Below are 25,104 nucleotides of genomic sequence, written 5' to 3'. Positions count from 1 at the left end.
TGGGTGGGATGCAGTGGGGCGGGTGGGGTTAGGGGGTTACTTCGGCTAGGGCTTCTACCAGGTTTTGGGTTGCGCCTGTGAAGGCGTGGGCCGGGGTTGCCGCGTAGCCGACGATGAGGCCGCCCGGGCGGTTGGGGGTCATCCAGTGGCCGGAGAGGCCTTCCAGGCCGATCGAGCGGCGGCGGCAGGCGGCCAGGGCCGTGGCCTCCGAGGGGCCGTCCGGGGGGAGCATCAGCAGCAGGTGCAGGCCCGCCGCGATGCCGTGGGGGCGCACCGAATCCGGCAGGGCGGCCAGGAGGCGGGTGCGGCGGGTGCGGTACTCCGCGCGGCTGCGGCGGACGTGCCGGTCGTAAGCCCCCGAGTCGATCAGCTCGGCCAGGGCCAGCTGGTTCAGCATCGCCGGGCGCGAACCGCTGTCGGCCATCGCCGCGCGGACCGGCTCCACCAGTGAGCGCGGCAGCACCAGCCACGCGAGCCGCAGCGCCGGGGCGAGCGTCTTGCTGGCCGTGCCCGCGTACACCACCCGCTCCGGCGCCAGTGCCTGCAACGCCCCGACCTGCTGGCGGTCGAAGCGGAACTCGCCGTCGTAGTCGTCCTCCAGTACGAACGCCCCCGCATCGCTCGCCCAGCGGGCCAGTGCCGCGCGGCGCGGCGGGGCCAGGGTGACGCCGGTGGGGTACTGGTGCGCCGGGGTGACGACCACCGCCGGACTGTCCACCGCGGACACGTCGAGGCCGTGGCCGTCGACGTCCACGCCGACGATCCGCGGGCCCTGCGCCGCCGCGATCGAGCGGTACATCGCCAGCGAAGGGTTCTCGAACGCCATTTCCCCGACGCCCAGACCGGACAGTGCGCGGGAGACCACCGCGATCGCGTGCGAATACCCGTGGCACACCACGATCCGCGCCGGGTCGGCGACCACTCCGCGCGCCCGCGCCAGGTAGCCGGCGAGGGTGTCCCGCAGCTCCGGCGCGCCCAGCTCCGCCTCGTAGCCGAAGGCCGACGCCGGGGTCCGCAGCAGGGCCCGGCGGGTCGCGGTGAGCCACGCCTGCCGCGGGAACGCCGTCAGGTCCGGGCGGCCCGGCCGCAGGTCCCAGCGCGGGGCCGGGTCGCGCGGGACCGGACGCGGCGCGGACTGGGGCAGCGATCCCGCCGTCGCCACCCGGGTCGGCGCGCCCTGGGCCGTGCGCAGGTAGCCCTCGGCGGCGAGGTCGGCGTACACGCGCGTGACCGTGCCGCGGGCGACGCCGAGGTCGTGGGCGAGCGCGCGGGTCGAGGGCACCGCCGCGCCCGCCTGCCACCGGCCGTCCCGGATGGCCGCGCGGATCGCCGCCGCGAGCCCGGCCCGGCCGGAAGCGGGCTGCCAGCCGAGGTGGACGTCGAGCCCCGAACTGGACCACGAATCCGTCATGTGACTGGACCATACCCGTGGACCAGTTCGCACTAGCGTGGACGCCATGAGCAAGCGAATCGCGCTCGGGGGCGCCCCCGAGCTCTACCAGGCGATGGCGAACCTGCAGGCCGAGGTGAACAAGGCCGGCGCCAACGCGGGGCTCGACCCCAAACTGCTGGAACTGGTGAAGACCCGCGCGTCGCAGATCAACGGCTGCGCGTACTGCCTCGACATGCACACCCGCGCCGCGCTCGGGCTGGGCGAGTCGCCGCGGCGGCTGTTCGTGCTCGACGGCTGGCGCGAGACCGACCTGTTCACCGAGCAGGAGCAGGCCGCCCTCGCCCTCACCGAGGCGATGACCAAGCTGTCCGCGACGCAGACCGTGCCCGACGACGTCTACGAGCAGGCGGTGAAGGTGTTCACCGAGGAGCAGTACCAGGCCGTCGCCTGGGAGATCATCGCGATCAACAGCTGGAACCGGATGACCATCACCAGCCACACGCCGCTGCCGGAGCGGGACGCGTGAGCGCAGCCGCGCTGAAGGCGCTGCACGTCCCCGGCAAGCCGCTGGTCCTGCCGAACGCCTGGGACGCCGACACCGCGAAGCTCGTCGAGGCAGCCGGGTTCCCCGCCGTCGCGACCAGCTCGGTCGCCGTGGCGGCCGCGCTCGGGTTCGCTGACGGCGAGCAGGCGCCCGCGGACGAGATGTTCGCCGCCGCCGCGCGGATTGCGAAGGCGGTCGGCGTCCCGGTCACCGTCGACGCCGAGTCGGGCTACGGCCTCCCGGGCGCCGAGCTGGCGGCCCGGCTGCTGGACGCCGGCGCTGTCGGCTGCAACTTCGAGGACACCGACCACGCCACCGGCGACGTCCGGCCGGTCGGCGAGCAGGCGGAGCGGATCGCCGCCCTGCGCGAGGCGGCGGGTGACGGCCTGGTGATCAACGCCCGGGTCGACTCCTTCCGCGGCGTGGACCCGGAGGAAGCGCTCGACGCGGGCGTCGCCAGGGCGAAGGCCTACCTCGAAGCGGGCGCCGACTGCGTCTACCCGATCCACCTGCGGACGCCGGAGCTGATCGCGGAGTTCGTGCGGGGCACCGGGGGTGCGGTCAACGTGACCGCGTGGCCGGGCAGCCCCGGCCTGAAAAGCCTCGCCGAGCTGGGGGTGGCGAGGATTTCGCTGGGCGGCGGGCTCTGGCACTACCTCCGGAAGCAGCTGGAAGCCACTCTCGCGGGCGTCGCGGAGGGCAAGCTGCCGTACTGATGGCCGAAGGCCGCCGCGAGGGGATCGGGAACACCCTCGCGACGGCCTTCGGGGTCGGTGGCGGTTAGTGGACGACCGCCTTTTCGGCGCCCGCACCGGTGAGGGAGCGGACCTCCATCTCGGCGTACTTCTTCTCGTTGTGCTCCTTGGACAGGACCGTGCCCAGCCAGCCCAGGACGAACGCCGCCGGGATCGAGACGATGCCCGGGTTGCTCAGCGGGAACCAGGCGAAGTCCGCGTTCTTGAACATCGACGTGCTCTTGCCGGACACCGCCGGCGAGAAGACGATCAGCACGATCGTGATGGCCAGGCCGCCGTAGATCGACCACAGCGCGCCCTGGGTGTTGAACCGCTTCCAGAACAGCGAGTAGAGGATCGTCGGCAGGTTCGCCGACGCCGCGACCGCGAAGGCCAGTGCGACCAGGAACGCCACGTTCTGCCCGTTGGCCAGGATGCCGCCGCCGATGGCGAGGATGCCGATCACCACCGCGGTGATCCGGGCAACCTTCACCTCCGAGTCCGGCGACGTCTTGCCCCGCTTGACGACGTTCGCGTAGACGTCGTGGGCGAAGGACGCCGACGCCGTGATCGTCAGGCCGGCCACCACCGCGAGGATCGTCGCGAAGGCGATCGCGGAGATCAGGCCCAGCAGCACCGGCCCGCCCAGCTCGAGCGCGAGCAGCGGCGCCGCGGAGTTGACCCCGCCCGGGGCCTTCTTGATCGTGTCCGGCCCGACCAGCGCACCGGCGCCGTAGCCGAGCACCAGCGTGAACAGGTAGAACACGCCGATCAGGACGATCGCCCAGACCACCGAGCGCCGCGCGTCGCGGGCCGTCGGCACCGTGTAGAAGCGCATCAGGACGTGCGGCAGGCCCGCGGTGCCCAGCACCAGCGCGATGCCGAGGGAGAGGAAGTCCAGCTTCGACGTTCCGGTGGCGCCGTACTGCTTGCCCGGGCCGAGCAGCGTCTGCCCGGCCTTGCCCGCCTTGTCGACGGCGGCCTGCAGCAGCTGGGAGAAGTTGAAGCCGTACTTGCCGAGCACCCACAGGGTGATCACGAGCGCGCCGACGATGAGCAGCGCGGCCTTGATGATCTGCACCCAGGTGGTGCCCTTCATGCCGCCGATCAGGACGTAGGCGATCATGATGACGCCGACCACGGCGATCACCAGCGCCTGCGCGCCGGTGCCTTCGACGCCGAGCAGCAGCGCGACGAGACCGCCGGCGCCGGCCATCTGCGCCAGCAGGTAGAAGAAGGACACGATCAGCGTCGACGTCGCGGCCGCGGCCCGCACCGGGCGCTGCTTCATCCGGAACGCCAGGACGTCGCCCATCGTGAACTTGCCGGTGTTGCGCAGCAGTTCCGCGACCAGCAGCAGCGCGACGAGCCACGCCACCAGGAAGCCGATGGAGTAGAGGAACCCGTCGTAGCCGTTGATCGCGATCGCGCCGGCGATGCCGAGGAACGAAGCCGCCGACAGGTAGTCACCCGAGATCGCGATGCCGTTCTGCGGGCCGGTGAAGGCGCGGCCGGCGGCGTAGTAGTCCGAAGCCGTCTTCGTGTTGCGGCTGGCCCGGAACACGATCACCAGGGTGATGATGACGAAGAGGGCGAAGATGCCGATGTTGAGGAGCGAGTTGCTGCCCTCAACGCTCGCGGCGAGGGTCATGCTCATTCGTGCTCCTTCACAGCGCCCTTTTCGATGTCCTCACGGATCTTCTCGGCGACCGGGTCGAGCTTCCGGTTCGCGTACCGGACGTAGAGGCCGGTGATCACGAACGTCGAGACGAACTGCAGCAGGCCGAAGATCAGGCCGACGTTGATGTTGCCGAGCACCTTGGTGCTCATGAAGCCGTGCGCGTAGTCCGCGAGGAGCACGTACAGCAGGTACCAGAGGAGGAACACCGCCGTCATCGGGAAGACGAACCGGCGCAGGCGGCTGCGCAGTTCCCGGAACTCGGTGCTTTCGTGGGCGCGTTCCCAGATCGTCTCTGAGGTCTCCGGGGGCCCGCCGGTGTCCGTCGTGCTCATCGCTGCTCCCTGCGACGCTGCGGAAAGTGACGTGCGACACCGTAGGGACGGGTGAGGCGCACGTGAAGATTCAGCGGTTCAACAGCCTCGCCAGACGACGAACGGTTGACGAACGGTCGCGCGGCCCGGTCGAACGGGGTTCGTCGAGGTGCAGGCGCAGCATCGCCGCCGTCGACCAGCCGGGGGGTCTGCCCCGCAGCGAGACCAGTGCCATTACGCCGAACGCCAACGGTACCGACCAGGGTGCCGGTTGCTGGACCAGGATCGCCACCCAGCCGCGCAGCGGCGGCCCGGCGAGGGCGAACAGGATCGAGCCGGACGAGGCCACCAGCCCGGTCAGCACGCCGGCGATCCCGCCGGTCGCGGTCAGCCGCGGCCACCAGATGCCGAGCACCAGCAGCGGGCAGAACGTCGACGCGGCCACGGTGAAGCCCCAGGTGACCAGGACGCCGGCGTCGAGCTCGGCCGAGCGCAGCGCCAGCAGCACCATCGCCCCGGCGACGCCGAACACCGCGATCCGCAGCCGCCGCAGCCCGCCGGGGACGAGGTCGTGGGCCAGCGCGCCGGACATCACCAGCAGCAGGCCGAGCGACGTCGCCAGGAACGCGGCGAACGCGCCCGCGGTCAGCAGCGCCGTGAACAGCCCGCCCGCCCAGCCGCTGTCCACCTGGGCCGGCAGGGCGACGACCACGGTGTCGGTCGCGCCCGAGAGGTACAGCCCGGGGACGAGGACCCGGCCGAGCACGCCGTAGACGCCGGGGAAGAGGTAGAAGACGCCGAGCAGGGCGACGGTGATCGCGGCGGTGCGGCGCGCGGCGCGGCCGTCCGGGCTGGTGTGGAAGCGCATCAGCACGTGCGGCAGGCCCATCGTGCCGAGCATGGTCGCGACGAGCACGGCCCAGGTGCCGAGCAGCGGGTAGCCCTGGTCGCCGAGGTCGAGCAGCGGCCGCTGCCAGTCGGGGCCGCCGAGTGCGGCGCCGCCGCGGACCGCGGGGACGGCCGCGCCCGTGCCGAACACGACCTCGTCCTGGCTGTGCGCGGTGAACTCGCCCGGCGGCAGGATTTCGACGACGCCGTTGCGGCGCACCGGCGTCGGTTCGCGGATCTCCATGGTGACGTCGACTTCGAACCGCACCGGCGTCTCGCGGGCGAAGTGGGTGAACTCGACGGGGTTGAGCGCGTCGGTGCGGTTGACCGCGCCGGCCTGCAGCACCAGCCAGATCGCCGGGATGAGGAACAGCAGCAGCTTCAGGACGAACTGGAAGGCCTGCACGTACGTCGCCGCGCGCATGCCGCCCAGCGCCAGGGTGACGCTGACCGCCGCGCCGGCCAGCACCACGCCGACCCAGTACGGGGTGCCGCCGACCGCGGCGAGCACCAGGCCGGCGGTGCGGAACTGCGGGACGACGTAGATGGTGCCGATCACCAGGATGACCACCGCGGCCAGGCGGCGCAGCGCGGGCGAGTTGAGCCGGGCTTCGGCGAAGTCGGGGACGGTCAGCGCGCCCGACCGCCGCATCGGCGCGGCGACGAGCACGAGCATCGCGATGTAGCCGGCGGTGAAGCCGACCGGGTACCACAGCGCCCCGATGCCGTCCTTGACGACGAGCCCCGCGACGCCCAGGAAGGAGGCCGCCGACAGGTACTCGCCGGAGACGGCGGCCGAGTTCACCAGCGGCGAGATGCGGCGGGACGCGACCAGGAAGTCCGACGTCGTGCGCATGGCGGCGACCCCGCGGACGCCGATCAGCAGCGTCACGAGCACGACCGGCGCGACGGCGAGCGCGACGCCCACTACTCGTCCTCGACGCGCTCGGCGCGGCGCAGCTGCCAGCGGGCCAGCAGGGCCATCGCGGGATAGGGGAGGACCGCGAGCATCAGCCAGGACAGCGGAATGCCCAGCAGCCGCACGGAGTCCAGGGCCGGGAAGGCCGCGAAGACGCCGGGGAGGCCGAGCAGCAGCGCGAACATGAGGGCCAGCGCGGGGATGCCGCGACGGCGCTGGGCGGTGTAGAGCGCGGTGGCGCGCTGGGTGTCGGCCGCCGGGAGCCGGGGCTGGCGCCAGCGGCCGCGCGAGCGGCGCCGGGCGTGGGCGAGGCGGGTCTGCGGGCTGGTGACGGCGACCCGGCGGATCCTGCTCATCGCGGGCCCGGCCGGGCCGCGGCGGCGCGGGGTTGCCGGTTGCGGCCGATCGCGGGCCGTCGGGGCGAGCGTGCGGGCGCGTCGGTCCGCAGGTGGGCCCTCATCGCGCGTCCGATCCGAGCTGGCCGCGCTGCGCCGCCTCCAGCAGCCGGTCGCGCAGGTCCCGCGCGTGCCGGCGGCTGACCGGGACGTCGCCGGCCTCCGTGTGGGCCAGCAGCCCGCCCGCCGTGTCGCTGCGCAGCTCCAGCACCGCCCCCACGGCCAGCAGGAAACCGCGGTGGACCCGGCTGAACCCCGTGCCCTCCCAGTACTCCTCGAGCCGCGAGATCGGCATCCGCACCAGGTGGACCCCGCCCCGCGTGTGCAGGCGGACGTAGTCGCCGTGGGCCTCGACGAACAGGACGTCGTCGCGGCGGACGTACCGCGTCCGGCCGCCCGATTCGACCGGCAGCGCCGCCATCGCGTCCGGGATCGGCCGGGACGCCGGGGCCGCCATCCGCACGACCTTCGCCAAGGCCGCGGCCAGCCGTTCGGTGCGGACCGGCTTGAGCAGGTAGTCGACGGCGCCGATGCCGTACGCGGTCACCGCGTGGCCGTCGTGCGCGGTGACGAACACGATCACCGGCGGCTCGCTCAGCTTCGCCAGCAGCGACGCCAGTTCGAGCCCGTCGAGGCCCGGCATCGAGATGTCGAGGAACACCGCGTCGAAGCGATCGGCCTGAAGCAGCTTCAACGCCTTCAGCGCATCACCGGCCCCGACGACTTCGCCGACTTCGGGCGCTTCGCGCAGCATGCGGCAAAGTTCGTCCAGCGCGGGCGGCAGGTCGTCGACCGCGAGCACCCGGAGCCCCGTCACGGCAGCACCCCCGGCTGGAACCGCGGCACCCGCACGATCACCCGGGTGCCCGCGCCGACCTCGGTTTCCACGGTGAGGCCGTACCAGGCGCCGTAGACGTCCCGCAGCCGTCTGTCCACATTGGCCAATCCGAGGCCGGCGGCGTCGTCCTCGCCGGTGCGCCCGGCCAGGATGTCCGCGGCCCGCTTCGGATCCATGCCGACCCCGTCGTCCTCGACGAAGATCACGCAGTCGTTCCCTTCCGCCTGGCCGTGCACCTGGACCTGCCCGGTGCCCGACCGCGGCTCGATGCCGTGCCGGATCGCGTTCTCCACCAGCGGCTCCAGTACCAGGTACGGCACCGCGACGGCGAGGATCTCCGGCGCGACGCGCACCTGGACGCGCAGCCGTTCGCCGAGCACCGCCTTCTGCAGCGCCAGGTACGTCTCGATCGCGCGGAACTCCTCGGCGACGACGGTGTACTCGCCGTGGCGAGCCAGGCTGTAGCGGGTGTAGTCGGCGAAGTCGAGCATGAGGTCGCGGGCCCGGTCGGGATCCGACCGCACCAGCGACGCGATCACCGTCAGGGCGTTGTAGACGAAGTGCGGCGACATCTCCGCGCGCAGCGCCCGCAGTTCGGCCTGGGCAGCCTGTTCCGCCGACGCCTCGAGCCGTCCCCGCTCCAGCGCCTGCACGACGAGGTCGGCGGCCTGGGCCGCGACCGCGTCCCGGACGTCCCCGACGACCAGCAGCGCGCCGGCCAGCTCGTCGCGGACGTGCAGCGGCAGCACCAGGACGTCCGGCGCCGAGCCGGGTTCTTCGCTGTGGAGCACGCTCTCGAGCACCGTCGCGACGACCGCGTCCGGCCCGGGCCGCCCCGACCACAGCAGGGCACCGGACAGGTCGGTGAGGCCGAGCCCCGGGAAGCCGAAGAGCCGGCGCAGGCGGTGCGCGGCGCGGCGCGCGGGCATGCCGGACAGGCCGTCGCGCAGGTCGTCGGTGATGCGGCGGGCGGCGGCGAGCACCGGCAGCGGGTCGGCGCGGGACGCCGGGCGCAGGTGCACGGTCGGGCCTCCCCTCGGCGGGCGGTGTCCAGGGCAGTTGATCCTACGGCTACCCGAGGCCGCCGCGGTCGGCCAGCACCTGGGCGTGGCGGCGGAAGCGGCGCCAGGTGCGGTAGTGGTCGATCGCCGTCACGTTGCCCAGCAGGCTCGAGTTCGCCGGGTACGGCCGGTCCGGCAGCGAGATCCAGCCGGTCGTGCGGGTTTCCTTGACCGCCACCGGCACCGGCCGGAACGTCGTCGGGTCGAGGCCGTCGCTGTGCCGGACGACCTCGTCGAAGAACCACGCCGACGTGATCAGCGCCAGCACGCCGCGCGACGCCTTGAGCGCCTCCTTCAGCGGCTTCGCCTCCAGCAGCCGGAACGTCTGGTTGATGGCCGGCGCGGTGACGCCGTGGTCGTCGTAGGCGACCTCGCCCGCGTGCAGCGCCATCCGGAGCCGGATCCGGGCCCCGGGGTCGTGCGTGCGGTTGTGCCGGTGCAGCGCGACGGCGAGCGCCGGGGGCAGGAACTCGACGAAGAGCCCCTTCGGGATATCCGGCGGGACGAGGACGAAGACGCCGTCGCCGCAGTCCTCGCGCCGGCAGGCCGACCACGGGACGCCGGCGTCGTCGAACGCCCGGCAGAGCGCGCGGTACAGCCCTTGGCGCAACGCCAGCCGGTGTGGTGTGGTCCTGCGCTGGTCACCGTAGCCCTCGACGTCCACGGCGAAGATCGTCCGGTGCAAAGCCGGCCGCTCGTACAACATCGCACCCTCCCTGCGAACATGCATCCGTCGGTGCAGATGCATGTGCAGATGAGTGTGACGCGGGACACCGGTCCGGGCAACCGGGCGGTGCGGTGAGCGGTTCTCCCACCGCGGTGACCGGCAGGCCGGGTTCACCGGCGGTGAAAACGCTGGTCAGGGCCCTGTGAACGCGGGCGTGCCGCGCACAGGACCCTGACGGACGGCGATCAGCAGCTCTGCTTGTAGAAGTACTGCGAGTTGGCGTCCATGTCGGCCTTGGTGATCGAGTGCAGCTCCGCGGTGAGGTTCCGCGTCACCGGCTTGCCCTCGATGGCCGCCACCGCCTGCTGGACGCCCTGGGTGCCGATCGCGGCCGGGTCCTGGGCGATCAGGGCCTGGTACTGGCCGTTCTTGAGGCCTTCGACCTCGGACGGGCTCGCGTCGAAGCCGATCAGGTTGACCGCGCCCACCTTGCCCGCGTTGCGCAGGCCGGTGGCCGCGCCTTCTCCCGTGTTGAGGTTGGTGGCGAAGATGCCGATCAGGTCCGGCGTCGACGACAGCGCCGCCGTCACCTTGGACGCGGCCTGGTCGGGCTCGTTCTGGGTGAACTGGACGCCGATCGACTTGAGGTTCGGGGTGTTCTTCAGCTCGTCCTCGAAGCCCTTCGCGCGGGCTGCCGTCGTGGAGGTGCCGGCGATCGTGTCGAGCACCAGCACCGAGCCGCTCTTGCCGGCCGCGAGCTTCGCCATCGTCTGCGCGGCGAGCTTCCCGCCCGCGGCGTTGTCGGAGGACACCGACGACACGGCCACGCCGGTGTCCTTCAGCGAGGTGTCGACCTCGACGATCTTCGCGCCGCGGTTCTTGACCTGCTGGATCGGCGCGAGCATCGCCGTGTCGTCGGTCGGGGCGATCAGCAGCGCGGCCGGCGGGTTCGAGCCGAGCGCGTTGACGAGCTGGGTCTGCATCGCCGCCTCGAACTTCTGCGGCGCCTGGGTGGTCAGCTCGTAGCCGAGCTTCTTCGCTTCGGCTTCCGCGCCGCACTGCAGGGAGATGTAGAACGGCTCGGCCTGCACGCCAGGGATGAGCGCGAGCTTCTTGCTGCCCGACGGCTTGGCGGAGTCGCTCGACCCGGTCTGCCCGACCGTGCCGGACCCGCAGGCGGTCAGCAGCGCCGCCGCGGAGACCACGGCACCCATGGCGGTGAGAGTCTTGGTCAGCTTCATAAGCACCTCTTTGTACTCGGGAAACTCAGCGGGAGTTGCGACGGCGACGGCGCCGCTGGTCGAACCAGACGGCGGCGATGAGCACGGCCCCGACGGCGATCATCTGCCAGAAGTCCTGGACGTGGGTGATGTTGAAGCCCTTCTTGAGCACGGCCGGGATGAACACGCCGATCACCGTGCCCAGCACCGAGCCGACGCCGCCGAAGAGGCTCGTCCCGCCCATCACGACCGCGGCGATGGCGTTGAGGTTGTCGGTGGTGTGCGCCGAGATGGTGGTCGACGCGTAGTACGCCAGCGAGAGGAACCCGGCGATCCCGGCCAGGAAACCCGTCAGCGTGTACACCTTGAGCAGGTGCCGGGTGACGCCGATGCCCGCGCGCCGCGCGCCCTCGGCGTTGGAACCGACCGCGAAGGTGTACCGGCCGAACTTCGTGGTGTGCAGCAGCCACGCGCCGATCAGCGTGATCACCACGGCGACGATGACCAGGTTCGGCACGACGCCGAACGACGTGCCGTAGCCGAGGGTCTGGTTGAGCACCACCGGCACGCTGCGCACGTCGGACCCGTTGTTGAGCAGGTAGGCCGCGCCGAGGGCGGCGCCCATGGTGCCGAGGGTGACGATCAGCGGCGGGATCCCCGCCACGGCGATGAGGAAGCCGTTGACCAGGCCCCAGACCGTCCCGGCGACGACCGCGGCGACCAGGCCGGCGGTGATGACGCCCCAGCCCGCGCCCGAGGCGTTGCCGCCGGACATCGCCTCCATGACCTTGCCGGCGACCATGCCGGCGAAGATCAGCACCGAGCCGACGGACAGGTCGATGCCGGAGGTGATGATCACGAACGTCATCCCGACCGACAGCACCAGCAGCACCGACGTCTCGATGAGCAGCGTCTGGAAGGTGAACAGCGTCGGGAACTCGCCGGGGGCGATCGCGCTGAACACGATGATCAGCGCGACCAGGACCAGCGCGATCCAGAACGTGTTGGCGCCGGCCAGGCGTTTGCCCAGCGGCCGCTTGCCGAAGCCCGCGTCGGGGGCTTCCTGGATGTCCTTCGGGGGACTGGACACGCTCACGCCGCCTCCTCCTGCACGAGTGCGCCGGTCATCGCGGCGACGAGGTCTTCGAGCTTCGTGTCCGCGCCGGTGAACCGGGCGACGCGCTTGCCGAGCCGCAGCACCTCGACGCGGTCGGCGACCGACAGCACCTCGGGCATGTTGTGGCTGATCAGCACGACGGCGATGCCCTTGTCGCGCACCTTCTTGATGACGTCGAGCACGCGTTCCCGCTGCACGACACCCAGCGCCGCCGTCGGCTCGTCCATGAACACGACCTTCGACGCCCACACGACCGAGCGGGCCACGGCGACGCTCTGCCGCTGGCCGCCGGAGAGCGACCCGATCGGGACGTCGGTGCTCTGCAGCGTCACGCCGAGGCGCTGGAACTCCTCGACCGCCCGGCGCCGCATCTCGGCCTTGTCGAGCATCCCGAGCTTGCCGAGGATGCCCTTGCGGTGGATTTCGCGGCCGAGGAACAGGTTGGCCGCCGGGTCGAGCTCCGGGGCGACGGCGAGGTCCTGGTACACGGTTTCGATGCCCAGCCGCCGGGCCGTGGTGGGGGAGTCGAAGCGCACTTCGGCCCCGTCGAGCAGGATCCTCCCGGACGTCGGCTGTTCCGCGCCGGAGAGGCACTTGACCAGCGTGGACTTGCCGGCGCCGTTGTCGCCGATCAGCGCCGTCACCTCGCCCGCGCGCGCCTGGAACGACGCGCCGCGCAGGGCTTCGACGGATCCGTAGCGCTTCGTGAGGTCGACCGCGTCCAGGAGGATTTCGCTCATCCGTGCCTCTCTTCCGGCGCCGGCGGCCGGCAGCGGATCACCGTCGCCGTGCCGGACAGCTCGGTCTGGCCGGCGTCGAACGGGACGACGTAGGTGTCGCCCTTCGCCAGCGCGTGCTCGCCGCCGTGCTCGGTCCGCAGGGTGCCTTCGCCGTCGAGGACGACCAGGACCGCGAAGGACGGATCGAGTGACAACGTTGTCAAGTTGTCGGTCCGCAGTTGTTCGGCTCGGAAGAACCGCTCCGACCCGCCGGCCAGCAGGTCCACAGTGGACGCGGAGTCGGCCGCCGTGCGCTTGATGATGCTCTCGAGTCGTTCGGCGTCCCAGCCCGAGGTGTCGAGCGCCTCGATGGCGGTGTCGAAGCCGAGGCCGAGGTGGCCCTTCTCCGGCGACGCGAGGAAGTCGCGCCACTCGATGGTGAGCGAGAAGTCCGTCGGCTGCTGCAGTTCGACCACGAACACGCCCTCGCCGATCGCGTGCGGCAGCCCGGCCGGGATGTAGACGGTGTCGCCGGCGGTCACCGGGACGCTGTTCAGCGCGCCCAGCATCGACGGCACGTCCTGCTCGCGCGTCCACTCGGACACGGTCGCCTTCGACAGCGTCTCCTTGAAGCCGGGGTAGACGCGCGGGTCGTCGCCGTAGGTGCCCACGACGATCCACGCCTCGGTCTTGCCGAAGTGCGAGTCGAAGTGCCGCTTGGCGAAGGTGTCGTCCGGGTGGAAGTGCACCGGCAGCCGCTGGCCCGCGTCGAGGAGCTTCACCAGCAGTCCGGTCGACGTCCCGAGCGCCTCGACGTGCTTCGCGCCGAGCCAGCCGTTCGGGTTCGCCTCGACGGCGTCGCGCAGCCAGGCGCCGTCGGGCAGGCGGGTGAGGCCGTTGGTCTCCTGGCCGAACATCGTGGTCGCCGAGGCGACCCAGTCCTCCGGGCCGAACTTCTTGTCCGAAGACGCGCCGCGCAGCGCCGCGATGGCGTCGCCGCCGCGGTAGAACTGCGGCGGCTGGTTGGCGGGGAGCCGGATCGGTTCGAGGGTCACGGGGCGACCTCACCGGAACCACGGGCGACGAGATGCACGGGCAGGACTACCTTTCTGGGCGGGGACTGGTCTCCTTGGACGCGGGCGAAGAGCAGCTCGGCCGCGGCGTGGCCCAGGGCGCTGACGTCGTGCGCGACCACGGTGACCGGCGGGTTCAGCAGGTCCGCCAGCTCGAAGTCGTCGAACCCGACCATCGCCGGCCGTCGCTCGGCGTGCGCGAGGGCGCGCAGGAGGTGCACGGCGACCCGGTTGTTGCCGGCGATCACCGCGGTGGCCGCGTCCGGGCCGTCGAGCAGCCGCTTGACCGCGTTGCCGATCGCGTCCGGCGTCGGCGTCCCCATCGAGACCAGCGCCTCGTCGTAGGTGATGCCGTTGCGCACGCAGCCCTCGCGGAACCCGCGCAGACGCTCGGCCGCGGTGAAGATGTCCGGGCTGTCGCCCAGGAACGCGATCCGCCGGTGCCCGTGCCGCGCCAGGTGCGTGACGGCCTCGATGGTGCCGCCGAGGTTGTCCACCAGCACGGTGTCGGCCACGATGTCGCCGGCCGGCCGGTCAATGAACACCACCGGGGTACCCGCGCGCATCTCCGGCACCAGGTAGCCGTGCTGCAGACCGGCGGGGACGACGAGGATGCCGTCCACCCGCCGCGCGCAGAACTCCAGGACCAGCTCGCGCTCGCGGTCGGAGTTCTCCTCGGACGAGCCGGTGAGCACCTGGCGCCCGAACGACGTCGCGATGCGCTCGACCGCGCGGTTCAGCTCGGAGTAGAAGGGGTTGCCGACGTCCTCGACGATCAGCCCGATCGTGCCGGTCGTCGACCCGCGGCGCAGGTTCCGCGCGCCCAGGTTGCGCCGGAACCCCAGCTGCTCGATGGCCGCCATGACCCGCTCGGCGGTGTCGGGGTGCACCGCCGGTTCGTCGTTGACCACGCGCGAGACGGTCTTGATGCTCACGCCCGCGAGCCGGGCCACGTCGCTCATCGTGGCCCGCCTGCTCGCGGTGCGCGTGCTGCCGTCCCGGTCCCGGCCCAGAGGAGACAACGTTGTCATAGTGACGGGGATTGAACGCCACGGCGCCGGGGCTTGTCAACGCCTGACGCGGGGATTGTGCCGATTCGGCTACCGATGGCGTAGGACAGACGGTTGATGCCGCTGTCCGGAAGCGGACAGGTCTTGACGGCTCTCTTGACTGTCTGGTTAGCCGCTGCCCAAGGTGGCCGGGTTCGACCGACTGCGCGACAAGGTTGTCATGACACGGTCGCGCTGACGAGGTGAGAGGCGATGGCCATGGCGCGATTGCGCTTCAGAGCCGGTTTGACCTTCCTGACATTGGCGGTGACCGCAGCGGTGGCTCCCGCTGTGCCCGCCGCGGCGGCTACGACGACGGATTTCGCGAAGTGGGTCAACCCCTTCGTGGGCACCCGGCCCGGCGGGGCCGACCACGGCACCGGGGGCGGGGCGGGCAACACGTTCCCGGGCGCGGTCGCGCCGTTCGGCATGGTGCAGTGGAGTCCGGACACGGTGAAGTCCCAGCCGGGCGGCTACTTCTACGACGACAACGCCCTGACCGGCTTCAGCCTGACGCACCTTTCCGGCGCGGGCTGTTCGACCTACCAGGACATCCCGTTCATCCCCTATGTCGGTGAAGTGACGACTTCCCCGGCGACCGACCCGGCCCACTACACGTCGAAGTTCTCGCACGCCAACGAACACGCGACCGCCGGCGCCTACGACGTCACCCTCGACAGCGGCGCGAAGGTCGAGCTCAGCGCGACCCAGCGCACCGGCTCGGCGCGGCTGACCTACCCGGCCGGCGCGTCCTCGACGCTGCTGGTCAACACCTCCGGCTCGGTCAACGGCACCGACGACGCGTCGATCACCATCGGCAAGGACACCATCAGCGGCTGGGCCACGAGCGGCCGCTTCTGCGGGGCGCGCAACAGCTACCGGGTCTACTTCTCGGCCAAGTTCGACACGCCGTTCGCGTCGATCGGCACCTGGAAGAACGGCGCCGTGACGCCGAACAAGGCCGCCGAGACCGGCGGGGCCAAGGCGAAGGTCGCGCAGCCCAACGGCGTCGACGCCTCGATCGCGCGCCCGGCGAAGGCCGCGCCGCAGAACACCACGGTCAGCGGCCCGGGCAGCGGCGGGTACGTCACCTTCGCCAACCTCAACGGCGCCCAGGTGAACGTCCAGGTCGGACTGTCCTTTGTGTCCGTCGACGGCGCGAAGGCCAACCTCAAGGCCGAGAACACCGGCAAGTCGTTCGACACGGTGGCGGCGGACGCGCGCAAGGCGTGGAACACCCAGCTCGGCAAGATCGCCGTCACCGGCGGCGCGGACGCCGACCGGACGACGTTCTACACCTCGCTCTACCACTCGCTGATCCAGCCGAACGTGTTCTCCGACGTCAACGGGCAGTACATCGGCTTCGACGGCCGGATCCACACGGCCGACAAGGGCCACGCGATGTACACCAACTTCTCCGGCTGGGACATCTACCGCTCGGAGATCCCGCTGCTGGCGACGATCGCGCCGAAGGAGACCTCGGACATCGTCCGGTCGATGATGGCCTACGCCGAGCAGGGCGGCTCCTGGGACCGCTGGACGGTCGCCAACGACTACACCGGCGTCATGAACGGCGACCCGTACCACATCATCGTCTCGAGCGCGTACGCGTTCGGCGCGCGGGACTTCGACGCCCAGAAGGCGTTGCTGCTCATGATCAAGGGCGCCACCCAGCCGACCCAGGGTTACACCGAGCGGCCGGGGCTCGAGGACTACCAGAACCTCGGGTACGTCCCGGGTGCCGGTGCCGACACGCTCGAGTACACCAGCGCGGACTTCGCCATCGCCCAGTTCGCGAAGAGGCTCGGCGACAGCGCGACGTACACGACGTTCATGAAGCGCGCCCAGAACTGGCAGAACCTCTACAACCCGGGCACCGGCCACCTGCAGCCGCGCAACGCCGACGGCTCCTTCGCCGGCACCTACGACCCGGCGAGCTCGCAGGGCTGGGTCGAGGGCAACGGCGCCCAGTACGACTGGATGGTGCCCTACGACCTCGGTGGCCTGGTCACCGCGTTCGGCGGCAACACCGCGGTCCAGTCCCGCTTGGACACCTTCTTCACAAAGCTCAACGCGGGCACGCAGGAGCCGTACGCGTTCATGGGCAACGAGCCGAACTCGAACGCCCCGTGGGTGTACTCCTACGCGGGCGCGCCGGCCAAGACGCAGTCGATCGTCCGGCGGTCGATGAACGAGCTCTACAACCCGCGTCCGGAGGGCCTGATCGGCAACGACGACCTCGGCCAGATGTCGTCCTGGTACGTCTGGGCCGCGCTCGGTATCTACCCGGAGATCCCGGGCCGCGCCGAGTTCGTCCTCAACACGCCGCTGTTCGGCAAGGCCGTGCTGACCACCGGCGCGGGCAAGAAGATCACCGTCTCCACGTCGGGCACCGGTGACTACGTGGCGGGCCTGAAGGTGAACGGCGGGGACGCGGCCAAGGCGTGGCTGCCCGAGGCGCTCGTGTCCACCGGCGCCAACCTCGACTTCGCGCTGTCGGCGACCCCGACCGCGTGGGGCAGCGCACCGGCGGACGCCCCGCCGTCCTTCCGGGACCAGGAGAAGCCGAGCCTGTCGTTCGTGAACCCGGCGCGGGCGGTGACCCCGGCGGGGTCGACGTCGAAGGTCTCGGTGGGCGTCCAGGACCTCTCCGGCACCGCCCGGAGCTGGACGTACTCGGCGGGCAGCGTCGACGGGATCACGCTGGCCCCGGCGACCGGCAGCATCGCGGTGCCGGCCGGGGGCAAGGCCCAGGCCGAGCTCACGGTGAGCGTCCCGGCGGGGCTCGCCGACGGGGCCCGGCGCATCCCGGTGACGTTCTCCGCGCCCGGCGTGGCCTCTTCGCAGGCCGTGCTGACGGTGCTCGTGGCGCAGCCGAACAGCTGGCTGGCCACGGTGAACAACGCCGGCATCTCGCCGGACGCGAAGCCCGAGGCGGCGAACTTCGACGGCGGCGGCTGGAGCTACTCGGCCGACGCACTGGCCGCGGCCGGGGCCGCCCCGGGCGGGACGGTCACCAGTGACGGGCTGAAGTTCACCTGGCCGTCGTTCCCGGCCGGGGACCCGGACAACGTGATCGCCGGCGGCCAGACCGTGAACGTCACCGGGTCCGGACGGCTCGCGCTGCTCGGCTCGGCGTCCAACGGCAACGCTTCGGGCACGCTGACCGTCACCTACACCGACGGCAGCACGTCCACCGCCACCGTCGGGTTCTCCGACTGGACCCTCGGCGGCGGCGGCGCGCAGCCGGCGTTCGGCAACCGGATCGTGCTGTCGACGCCGTACCGCAACGCCTCGGGCGGCGACCCGCAGCAGATCCGCACGATGGTGTTCGCCACCAACCCGGTCACCCTCGCCGCGGGCAAGACCGTGGCGAGCGTGACGCTGCCGTCCAACGTCAGCGGCGGCGCCCTGCACGTGTTCGCGATCGCCGTCGGCGCGTGATCATCCGTTCCTGAAAGGCCGCCCGCGTTCCGCGCGGGCGGCCTTTCCTGTTCTCCGGAGGGAAGTTCTGGTGAAAAGCAAGGTCCTGGCGGGCGCCCTCGCGCTCGCCGTGGTGGCGACGGGGGTGAGTCCCGTCGTGGCCCAGGCGGCCGGCGGGGATGCCCTCGACGCCGTCAACACGTTCATCGGCACGCAGGACGAGGGCAACACCTTCCCGGGCGCCTCGGCGCCGTTCGGGATGACGCAGGTCAGCCCGATCACCTCGCACTACGCCGGCTACCGCTACACCGATACCGCGATCCGCGGCTTCGGGCACTTCTTCCTGTCCGGCGCGGGCTGCTGGGAGCAGGGCGGCCTGGTCTCGACCCTGCCGACGACCGGGGAGGTGGGGCCCGGCAAGGCGTTCGACACCACTCGCCCGGACACGTTCGACCAGAAGCGGTACGCCGCGCCGTTCACCCACGACGGCGAGGTCGGCCGGCCCGGCTACTACAAGGTGCGCCTGACCGGCTACGGCGGCGTCGACGTCGAGACCACGGCGGCGACGCGGGCGGGTGTCGAGCGCTACACGTTCGCGAAGCCGGGTGACGCCAACGTCTTCGTCAACGTCGGGCAGGCCAACGACAAGGAACCGGTGACCGGCAGCAGCGTCCGCGTCGTCGACGACCGGACGGTCGAGGGCACCGTCGAGTCGCAGGCGTTCTGCGGCGGCAAGGCCTACACGACGTACTTCACGACGAAGTTCGACAAGCCGTTCAAGGCGTTCGGCACCTGGTCGCCCACCGGCGGCACGCCCGGCTCCCGCGCGTCCGAAGGCGGCGCGGGCCTGCGCGGCGCGTGGCTGACCTTCCCCGGCAGCGGCCAGGTCACGGCGACCACCGCGATTTCGCAGGTCGACGCGGCCGGGGCCCGGGTGAACCTGGCGTCCGAGCGCATCCGGTCGTTCGACGCGGCGAAGGACGCCGTCCAGCGCACGTGGCGGCGTGAGCTGTCCTCTGTGGACATCAAGGGCGGCAGTCCGGACGACCGCACGGTGTTCTACACCTCGCTCTACCACGCGCTGCTGCAGCCGCTGACGGCGAACGACGCCGACGGCCGCTACTACGGCTTCGACAAGAAGATCCACCGCGCGGCCGGCTGGACGTACTACGACTTCTTCTCCCTGTGGGACACCTACCGCACGCAGAACCAGCTCCTGGCGCTGCTGCGGCCGGGCCGGGCGCGGGACATCGCGAAGAGCATCCTGGCCATCCACGACCAGGGCGGCTGGCTGCCGCGGTGGGCGTACGCGAGCCAGGAGACCAACACGATGACCGGTGACCCGGTCACGCCGTTCCTGGTCGACCTCTGGCGTTTCGGCGCGCTGTCGGGCGAAGAGATGCACGCCTACCAGGCTCTCCTGCAGAACTCGCGCGAGATCCCGCCCGCGTCGTCGCCGTTCCAGGGCCGCTCGGGCAACGCGAGCTACCAGAAGGACGGGTTCGTCCAGTACGACCCGGACTTCCCGAAGAAGGGCCAGGACACCGACCCGAACCACGGCGCTTCGGCCACCCTGGAGTACGCGCTCGGTGACTGTTCGCTGTCGCTCATGGCGGCCGCGCTCGGCAAGAAGGAGGACGCCGCGGCGCTGGCGGCGAAGGGCCGGACCTACCGGACGTTGTGGGACGAATCGCTGACCGACCGGGGCTTCACCGGCTTCTTCCGGCCGAAGGTGCTCGGCGGCGCGTGGTTCTCGCCCGCGGACAAGCCGTACAGCCCGCAGAGCCAGGACGGCTTCCACGAGGGCACGGCCTGGCAGTACCAGTGGCTCGTACAGCAGGACGTGCCCGGCCTCGTGCGGCGGATGGGCGGCCCGGCGGCCACCGGCAAGCGCCTCGACGACTTCTTCGCCTACGACGAACTCGTCAAGAACCCGGCGACGGCGGTGCGCGAGAACTGGGTCGTCGGCCCGTACGACTACTACGACCAGTTCCGCTACAACCCGAACAACGAGCCGGACCTGCACTCACCGTGGATGTACGCGCTCACCGGGCAGCCGGCGAAGACGTCCACGGTCGTGCGGGCGGCGCACACGCTGTTCACCGGCGCGCCCAACGGCGTCACCGGGAACGACGACCTGGGCACCATGTCGGCGTGGTACGTCTTCAGCGCGCTCGGCCTGTACCCCGCTGTCCCAGGGACTGGGAACTTCGTGCTCAACGCCCCGCGCTTCGCGAAATCGGTCCTGCACCTCGAGAACGGGCGCGCCGTCACGATCCAGGCACCGGGCGCGGACGGCTCGAAGCTGCAGTACGTGTCGTCCCTCCGGGTGGACGCGAAGCCCAGTGACCGCGTCTACGTCGGCGTGGACCAGCTGAAACGCGGTGCGACGCTGGACTTCGGGCTCACCGCCGACGCGGCGGCGAAGTGGGGGACGTCACCCGCGTCCGCCCCGGCTTCGCCCTGCGGGGAGTAGCCGCGGGGAGCAGGCCCCGCCCGCTCACGGCCGTGGTTCAGACCACAGTGGACCACGGCCGTGAGCACCGTCACGGCCCCCGGTGTTCCCGTGAGGGCCGTCACGCCTCACACTGGGTATCACCACGTCCGACATCGCCGTTGACGTACAAGGCAAGTCCGCCTTGGACGGTGTGCCGGGCGTTCTTTTGTGCCAGCACAGCGTGTGCCAGTACCAACGTGGTGAGACCCCACAGGAGGAAGAAGTGTCCAGCAAGGCCGCTTATACGTTCCGCGTGGCCGCGGTAGCCGAAGCCCTCTCCTGGGCCGGGCTGCTGGTCGGGATGTTCCTCAAGTACGTCGTCCACTCCTCCGGCGAGGGCGGCGTGCCCGTCCTCGGCATGGTGCACGGCGTGGTCTTCGTCCTCTACGTGGTGATCTCCCTGTCCGTGGCGAAGCCGCTCGGCTGGCGCCCGAAGACCCTGGTCCTCGCCCTGCTGGCCAGCATCCCGCCGCTGTTCACCTGGCTGTTCGAGAAGTGGGCGCTGCGCAACGGCAAGCTCGACGGCCCGCAGCGGCTGTCCCACGGCGGTGTCGCCCTGTTCCAGGCGAAGGAAACCGTCGCCGCCTGATCCCGGCACGTGAGAAAGGGCCCGCACCCACCGGTGCGGGCCCTTTCCGCTACTCGCTGAAGTCCCCCGCGGCGCGGCGCACCTTGGTCAGCAGGTCCGTCAGCTGCTCGGTCTGCCGCTCGGTCAGCCCGTTCAGCCCGAAGTCGATGGCGGTGACGGCTTCGGTCGCGGCCTCGCGGCGTGCCCGGCCCTCGGCGGTGATCTCCACCAGCGTCGTGCGGCGGTCGGTCGGGTGCGGGACCCGCTTCACGAGCCCGTCGCGCTCCAGCCGGTCCACTATGTTGGTGACACTGGTGGGGTGCAGCTGGAGCCGCTCGCCCATCACCCGCATCGGCAGGCTGGCGCTGCGGGCGAAGGTGAGCAGCACCAGTGCTTCGTACCGGGCGAAGGTCAAGCCGTGCGGCTTGAGCGCGCCGTCCACCGCGGACTGGATGATCTGCTGGACCCGCATCACCCCGGTCACCGCGGCCATGGTCCCGGAGGGCCCGATGCGGTCCTCCCAGATCCGGGCCGCGCGGGCGATCGGGTCGAACGGCAGCGGACGGTTCATGACACGCGAAGTTACCAGCGGGTACCGGCGGGTGTCGCACGACTGGCGGAAATGACCACCGAAGAAGGGACTTCCGAGCATGATCGTCGCGTTCAGCGTCAGCCCGTCCGGCGGGGACCCCGACGGCGGGGTGAGCGAAGCCGTGGCCCGCGCGGTGAAGGTGGTCCGCGAGTCCGGCCTGCCCAACTCGACCAACGCGATGTTCACGAACATCGAAGGCGAGTGGGACGAGGTCATGGCCGTCGTGAAGCGCGCGGTCGAGGCCGCGGGCGAAGGCTCGGCCCGCGTCGGCCTGGTCCTGAAGGCGGACATCCGGCCGGGCTTCTCCGGCCAGCTCGAAGCCAAGGTGGACCGCGTCGAGGCGCACCTCCGCGACGGCTCGTGAATGGCAAGGCGGGTTGGCGCCCGCCACTCACGACCGCGGTCAGGGGAGGGGCGGGGTGAAGGCGACCGTCCACCGGCCGTCTTCGCTCGTCACCGTCAGCGGGTAGCTGAACGGCTTCCCGTCGCCGAGCGCGCCCGAGACCGTCGCCCTCGTCGGGGCGCCGGCGTCCGGCCCCAGCTCGACGCGCACGTCGTGCACCCCGCGGCCGGCGAGCACCGACACGTAGTCCTTGGCGAAGTCGTCGCCGCCCGAGCCGGGGTAGTCGAGGAGGCCGGCGAAGGCGTCGGCGTCGTGCCCGGCGAGGGCGGCGGTGAGCCGGTCGCGCAGTTCGGCGGGCGAGGCCGCGCCCGGGTCCGGTTCGCGCACGATGAGCAGCGTCACCGCGCCGATCCAGACGACGGCGGCCGCCACCGACAAGCCCACCTTCACGTCACGCCGGATGTGCACCGGCCGAGCCTGCCCCAGCGGTGCCGTCCTGCCAAGCGGACGGGCCGGGCACCGGTGAAACTCCTCCGGTGCGCGTGCCAGGATGGAAGCGTGACACAACCACGCGGATCTGCAGCGAAGTCAGCGGCCCTGTCCGCCGCCCTGTCCGGCGCGGTCGACTTGTCCGCGCTCAAGGCCCGTGCCGAAGCGGCGCAACGGCAACCGGCCCCGCCCGCCGGCCCGTCCGGTGGCGGCGACGGCCCGCCGCGGCCCGCGTCGGGCGGCGCCGTGATCGATGTCACCGAGGCCACCTTCCAGGCCGAGGTCGTGGAGCGGTCCCTGCGCCAGCTCGTGGTCGTCGACCTGTGGGCCGAGTGGTGCGGCCCGTGCAAGCAGCTGTCGCCAGTCCTGGAGCGGATGGCCGCCGAGTCCGGCGGCGCGTGGGTCGTGGCGAAGGTCGACGTCGACGCCAACCCGCGGATCGCGCAGCTGTTCGGCGCGCAGTCCATCCCGACGATCGTCGCCATCGCCGGCGGCCAGCCGGTCGACGCGTTCTCGGGCGCGCTGCCCGAGCCCGAGATCCGCAAGTGGATCAACGCGCTCCTGGACGCCCTGCGCGACAAGCTGCCGGGCATCCGCGACGCCGAGGCGGCAGGCGGCCCGGTCGAGGAGCCGGAGGACCCGCGCTTCACCGAGGCGGAAGAGGCCTTCGAGCGGGGCGACTTCGCCGCCGCGCAGGCCGCCTACGAGCGCATCCTCGACGTCGAACCGGCGAACGAACTGGCGAAGAACGCCCTGGCCCAGGTCAAGTTCACCGCCCGCGCCGAGAACGCCGACCCGGAGGCCCGCGCCAAGGCGGACGCGGACCCGTCGGACCTGGCGGCCCAGCTCGACGCGGCCGACCTCGAGATCGCGGCGAACGAGGTCGAGGCGGGCTTCAAGCGCCTGGTCGACACCGTCCGCCGCACGGCGGGCGAGGATCGCAACCGGGTCCGCGAGCACCTGGTGGCCCTGTTCGACCTGTTCGACCCGGCCGACGACCGCGTCATGAAGGCCCGCCGCGACCTGGCGAGCGCCCTCTTCTGAGCCCACGGAAAAGGGGCCCCCACCGCGGTGGGGGCCCCTTTCGCGTGCCGTGCTCAGGCGTACGACTTCGAGCAGACCGACGAGCCCTCGAGGTAGCCCTTGCGCAGCGCCTCGACCCGGTCGAAACCGCTGTCCGGGCGCTTGCCCTTGACGTCCGCCGAGACCAGGCTCTCCGGCTGCAGCAGGTCCGCGATGGCCTCGTCGAGGTCGCCCGCCGACAGCCGCAGGTCACCCGGGCGGTTGGTGAACGCCGCCCACGCCCCCACCAGGCACGCCGTGCGCAGGCCCGCGTTCGCGTTGTCGATCGACGCGCCGACGCCCTTCTGGATGCCGAGCGCGTACCGCGCCGCGACCTCCGAGAACGCCGCGAAGTCACCCATGCCGCCCGGGTCCTCGCCCTGCATCTCGGCCTGGCGGTCGATCGGCTGGGCGAGCTGGGCCAGCTTGGCCATGTCGATGCTGACGGTGTTGTCGTCCGGGCAGTACGACGCCGGCGGCGTGGTCTGGCAGCTGCCGCCGTCGGTGATCTCCGGCGCGGCGACCCCGGCGCCCTTGAACGCCTCGTCGAGGCTCTTCTTCAGCAGCGCGACGGTCTGGGCGTTGAACTTCGCGTCGCCCTTGCCCTTGTCACCCTTGTCGAACGGGCGCTCGGTGAGCCGGGCCTTGACGTTCTCGGTGTTCATCCCCGCGCACTCCTTCGGGCCCTTCTCGAACCCGGCCTGGAACGCGTAGGTGCGGTCGAACGCCGTGCCGTGCGCGCCCTTGTCGGCGGCGCTGGTGCCGGCCTGGTCGCGGATCAGGAACATCGACGCCATCACCTGGTTCAGGCCTTCGGACGTCGACACCCGGTAGAACTTGCTCTTGTCCTCGGCGACCCAGCGGAAGTAGCCGCCGGCGAAGCAGTCGGCCTGCTGCTCCTTGACCACGGTCGGGGTGTTCTTCGCGATCCCCGCCTTGTCGCCGAGCCGGTACTGGACGGCGTGGCCGAACTCGTGCGCGAGCACCACGACCACCGACATCGGGCCGAACCGCTGGCGCAGCATCGGCAGCAACACGCCGCGGTCCCACGCCACCGAGTCGTCGACCGGGCAGTAGAACGCGTTCACGAGCTTCTTCACGCTGCCGCAGCCGGTTTCCTCGGTGTCGCTCTGCGCGTCGTAGGACAGCAGGGACTTGACCGGTTCGAACTGCTCGCCGAAGTTGGCCGGCAGCATCTCGCCCCAGTACGTCTGGACGTCGTCGATCGCGGCGGTGGCGAGCTTGTCGTCCTCGCCGCCGTCGGCGTTGCGGACGTTCAGCTTCGGCTTCGGCGCGTCCGGCTTGAGGCCGCTCTCGAAGTGCGTCACCGGCAGCCCCGACACGGATCCGGCGCCGTTGTCCTGGACCGGCCCGCCGCCCGTGCCGCCGCCCTTGCTGTCGCACCCGCTCACGGCGACCGCCGCGACGGCCAGCAGCGCGACCAGCGCCCGCCGTCCTCCCCCTGGGATCATCTCTGTTCCACTCGCTCTCGTGCCCCGGTACCCGACGGGCAGGACCATA

The 25,104-nt window shown here is 71.5% G+C and carries 23 protein-coding genes; 7 read left to right on the top strand and 16 right to left on the bottom strand.

Going from position 1 to position 25,104, the window contains the following annotated elements; all coding sequences use genetic code 11:
- Positions 1 to 28: 28 nt before the first annotated feature.
- The gene (pdxR, locus tag DV20_RS16305) at positions 29 to 1,411 is read right to left on the bottom strand and encodes a MocR-like pyridoxine biosynthesis transcription factor PdxR (protein ID WP_043780929.1); all 1,383 of its coding nucleotides are present in this window, start codon (positions 1,409 to 1,411) and stop codon (positions 29 to 31) included.
- A 46-nt stretch (positions 1,412 to 1,457) separates the two neighbouring features.
- On the opposite strand from pdxR, the gene DV20_RS16300 reads away from it, so the two are divergent.
- Complete coding sequence (locus tag DV20_RS16300; RefSeq protein WP_043780928.1) at positions 1,458 to 1,919, top strand: carboxymuconolactone decarboxylase family protein; 462 nt, start codon at positions 1,458 to 1,460, stop codon at positions 1,917 to 1,919.
- Positions 1,916 to 2,653, top strand: a complete 738-nt coding sequence (locus DV20_RS16295) for an isocitrate lyase/PEP mutase family protein (protein ID WP_043780926.1) — start codon at positions 1,916 to 1,918, stop codon at positions 2,651 to 2,653. The genes DV20_RS16300 and DV20_RS16295 overlap by 4 nt, the downstream gene beginning before the upstream one ends.
- A 64-nt stretch (positions 2,654 to 2,717) precedes the next feature.
- On the opposite strand, the gene DV20_RS16290 is transcribed toward DV20_RS16295, so the two are convergent.
- From DV20_RS16290 to DV20_RS16235, 12 genes are all read right to left on the bottom strand, one after another.
- Positions 2,718 to 4,322, bottom strand: coding sequence for a solute symporter family protein (locus tag DV20_RS16290; protein ID WP_043780925.1), 1,605 nt, complete (start codon positions 4,320 to 4,322; stop codon positions 2,718 to 2,720).
- A 2-nt stretch (positions 4,323 to 4,324) separates the two neighbouring features.
- Complete coding sequence (locus DV20_RS16285; RefSeq protein ID WP_043780922.1) at positions 4,325 to 4,684, bottom strand: DUF485 domain-containing protein; 360 nt, start codon at positions 4,682 to 4,684, stop codon at positions 4,325 to 4,327.
- Between the two features lie 70 nt (positions 4,685 to 4,754).
- Complete coding sequence (locus tag DV20_RS16280) at positions 4,755 to 6,479, bottom strand: sodium/solute symporter (protein WP_043780921.1); 1,725 nt, start codon at positions 6,477 to 6,479, stop codon at positions 4,755 to 4,757.
- A complete protein-coding gene (locus DV20_RS16275) occupies positions 6,479 to 6,826 on the bottom strand; it encodes a hypothetical protein (RefSeq protein ID WP_043780919.1) in 348 nt (115 codons plus the stop codon). Before DV20_RS16275 ends, DV20_RS16280 begins: the two co-directional genes overlap by 1 nt.
- Positions 6,827 to 6,926: 100 nt before the next feature.
- Positions 6,927 to 7,682, bottom strand: coding sequence for a LytR/AlgR family response regulator transcription factor (locus DV20_RS16270; protein ID WP_043780917.1), 756 nt, complete (start codon positions 7,680 to 7,682; stop codon positions 6,927 to 6,929).
- Positions 7,679 to 8,725 carry a sensor histidine kinase gene (locus DV20_RS16265; protein WP_043780915.1) on the bottom strand — a complete coding sequence of 349 codons (1,047 nt, stop codon included), beginning with the start codon at positions 8,723 to 8,725 and terminating at the stop codon, positions 7,679 to 7,681. The genes DV20_RS16270 and DV20_RS16265 overlap by 4 nt, the downstream gene beginning before the upstream one ends.
- Before the next feature lie 49 nt (positions 8,726 to 8,774).
- Positions 8,775 to 9,470 carry a hypothetical protein gene (locus tag DV20_RS16260; RefSeq protein WP_043780912.1) on the bottom strand — a complete coding sequence of 232 codons (696 nt, stop codon included), beginning with the start codon at positions 9,468 to 9,470 and terminating at the stop codon, positions 8,775 to 8,777.
- A gap of 206 nt (positions 9,471 to 9,676) precedes the next feature.
- Positions 9,677 to 10,672, bottom strand: coding sequence for an ABC transporter substrate-binding protein (locus tag DV20_RS16255; RefSeq protein ID WP_043780910.1), 996 nt, complete (start codon positions 10,670 to 10,672; stop codon positions 9,677 to 9,679).
- A 25-nt stretch (positions 10,673 to 10,697) separates the two neighbouring features.
- A complete protein-coding gene (locus DV20_RS16250; RefSeq protein WP_084093501.1) occupies positions 10,698 to 11,747 on the bottom strand; it encodes an ABC transporter permease in 1,050 nt (349 codons plus the stop codon).
- Positions 11,744 to 12,508, bottom strand: a complete 765-nt coding sequence (locus tag DV20_RS16245; protein WP_043780907.1) for an ATP-binding cassette domain-containing protein — start codon at positions 12,506 to 12,508, stop codon at positions 11,744 to 11,746. Before DV20_RS16245 ends, DV20_RS16250 begins: the two co-directional genes overlap by 4 nt.
- Entirely contained in the window at positions 12,505 to 13,542 is a 1,038-nt protein-coding gene (locus tag DV20_RS16240) for a class I mannose-6-phosphate isomerase (protein WP_043780906.1), read from the bottom strand. The genes DV20_RS16245 and DV20_RS16240 overlap by 4 nt, the downstream gene beginning before the upstream one ends.
- Positions 13,539 to 14,522 (bottom strand): LacI family DNA-binding transcriptional regulator, encoded by a 984-nt coding sequence (locus DV20_RS16235; protein ID WP_043780905.1) that lies wholly within the window; start codon positions 14,520 to 14,522, stop codon positions 13,539 to 13,541. The genes DV20_RS16240 and DV20_RS16235 overlap by 4 nt, the downstream gene beginning before the upstream one ends.
- 306 nt (positions 14,523 to 14,828) lie before the next feature.
- On the opposite strand from DV20_RS16235, the gene DV20_RS16230 reads away from it, so the two are divergent.
- From DV20_RS16230 to DV20_RS16220, 3 genes are all read left to right on the top strand, one after another.
- Positions 14,829 to 18,053: a GH92 family glycosyl hydrolase gene (locus DV20_RS16230; RefSeq protein WP_084093510.1), complete on the top strand. Its 3,225-nt coding sequence runs from the start codon at positions 14,829 to 14,831 to the stop codon at positions 18,051 to 18,053.
- A gap of 67 nt (positions 18,054 to 18,120) precedes the next feature.
- Positions 18,121 to 20,508, top strand: coding sequence for a GH92 family glycosyl hydrolase (locus DV20_RS16225; protein ID WP_043780902.1), 2,388 nt, complete (start codon positions 18,121 to 18,123; stop codon positions 20,506 to 20,508).
- A gap of 244 nt (positions 20,509 to 20,752) precedes the next feature.
- Positions 20,753 to 21,118 (top strand): DUF3817 domain-containing protein, encoded by a 366-nt coding sequence (locus DV20_RS16220; RefSeq protein WP_043780900.1) that lies wholly within the window; start codon positions 20,753 to 20,755, stop codon positions 21,116 to 21,118.
- A gap of 49 nt (positions 21,119 to 21,167) precedes the next feature.
- Here DV20_RS16220 and DV20_RS16215 read toward each other — a convergent pair whose 3' ends face one another.
- Entirely contained in the window at positions 21,168 to 21,668 is a 501-nt protein-coding gene (locus DV20_RS16215; RefSeq protein WP_043780897.1) for a MarR family winged helix-turn-helix transcriptional regulator, read from the bottom strand.
- Positions 21,669 to 21,747: 79 nt separating this feature from the next.
- Here DV20_RS16215 and DV20_RS16210 point away from each other — a divergent pair, with 79 nt between their 5' ends.
- A complete protein-coding gene (locus tag DV20_RS16210; RefSeq protein ID WP_043780896.1) occupies positions 21,748 to 22,053 on the top strand; it encodes a thiamine-binding protein in 306 nt (101 codons plus the stop codon).
- 39 nt (positions 22,054 to 22,092) lie between these two features.
- Here the strand turns inward: DV20_RS16210 and DV20_RS16205 are convergent, their stop codons facing one another.
- Positions 22,093 to 22,500: a hypothetical protein gene (locus tag DV20_RS16205; protein ID WP_084093500.1), complete on the bottom strand. Its 408-nt coding sequence runs from the start codon at positions 22,498 to 22,500 to the stop codon at positions 22,093 to 22,095.
- A 90-nt stretch (positions 22,501 to 22,590) separates the two neighbouring features.
- Here DV20_RS16205 and DV20_RS16200 point away from each other — a divergent pair, with 90 nt between their 5' ends.
- Positions 22,591 to 23,565, top strand: a complete 975-nt coding sequence (locus tag DV20_RS16200; RefSeq protein WP_043780894.1) for a tetratricopeptide repeat protein — start codon at positions 22,591 to 22,593, stop codon at positions 23,563 to 23,565.
- A 53-nt stretch (positions 23,566 to 23,618) separates the two neighbouring features.
- On the opposite strand, the gene DV20_RS16195 is transcribed toward DV20_RS16200, so the two are convergent.
- Positions 23,619 to 25,055 carry a neutral zinc metallopeptidase gene (locus DV20_RS16195; RefSeq protein ID WP_043780892.1) on the bottom strand — a complete coding sequence of 479 codons (1,437 nt, stop codon included), beginning with the start codon at positions 25,053 to 25,055 and terminating at the stop codon, positions 23,619 to 23,621.
- Between the last annotated feature and the right edge of the window lie 49 nt (positions 25,056 to 25,104).

The organism is Amycolatopsis rifamycinica, assembly GCF_000695625.1.
Classification (GTDB): Bacteria; Actinomycetota; Actinomycetes; order Mycobacteriales; family Pseudonocardiaceae; genus Amycolatopsis; species Amycolatopsis rifamycinica.
Note: the sequence above shows the minus strand (reverse complement) of the source record. Positions and strands in the feature narration are given on the sequence as shown.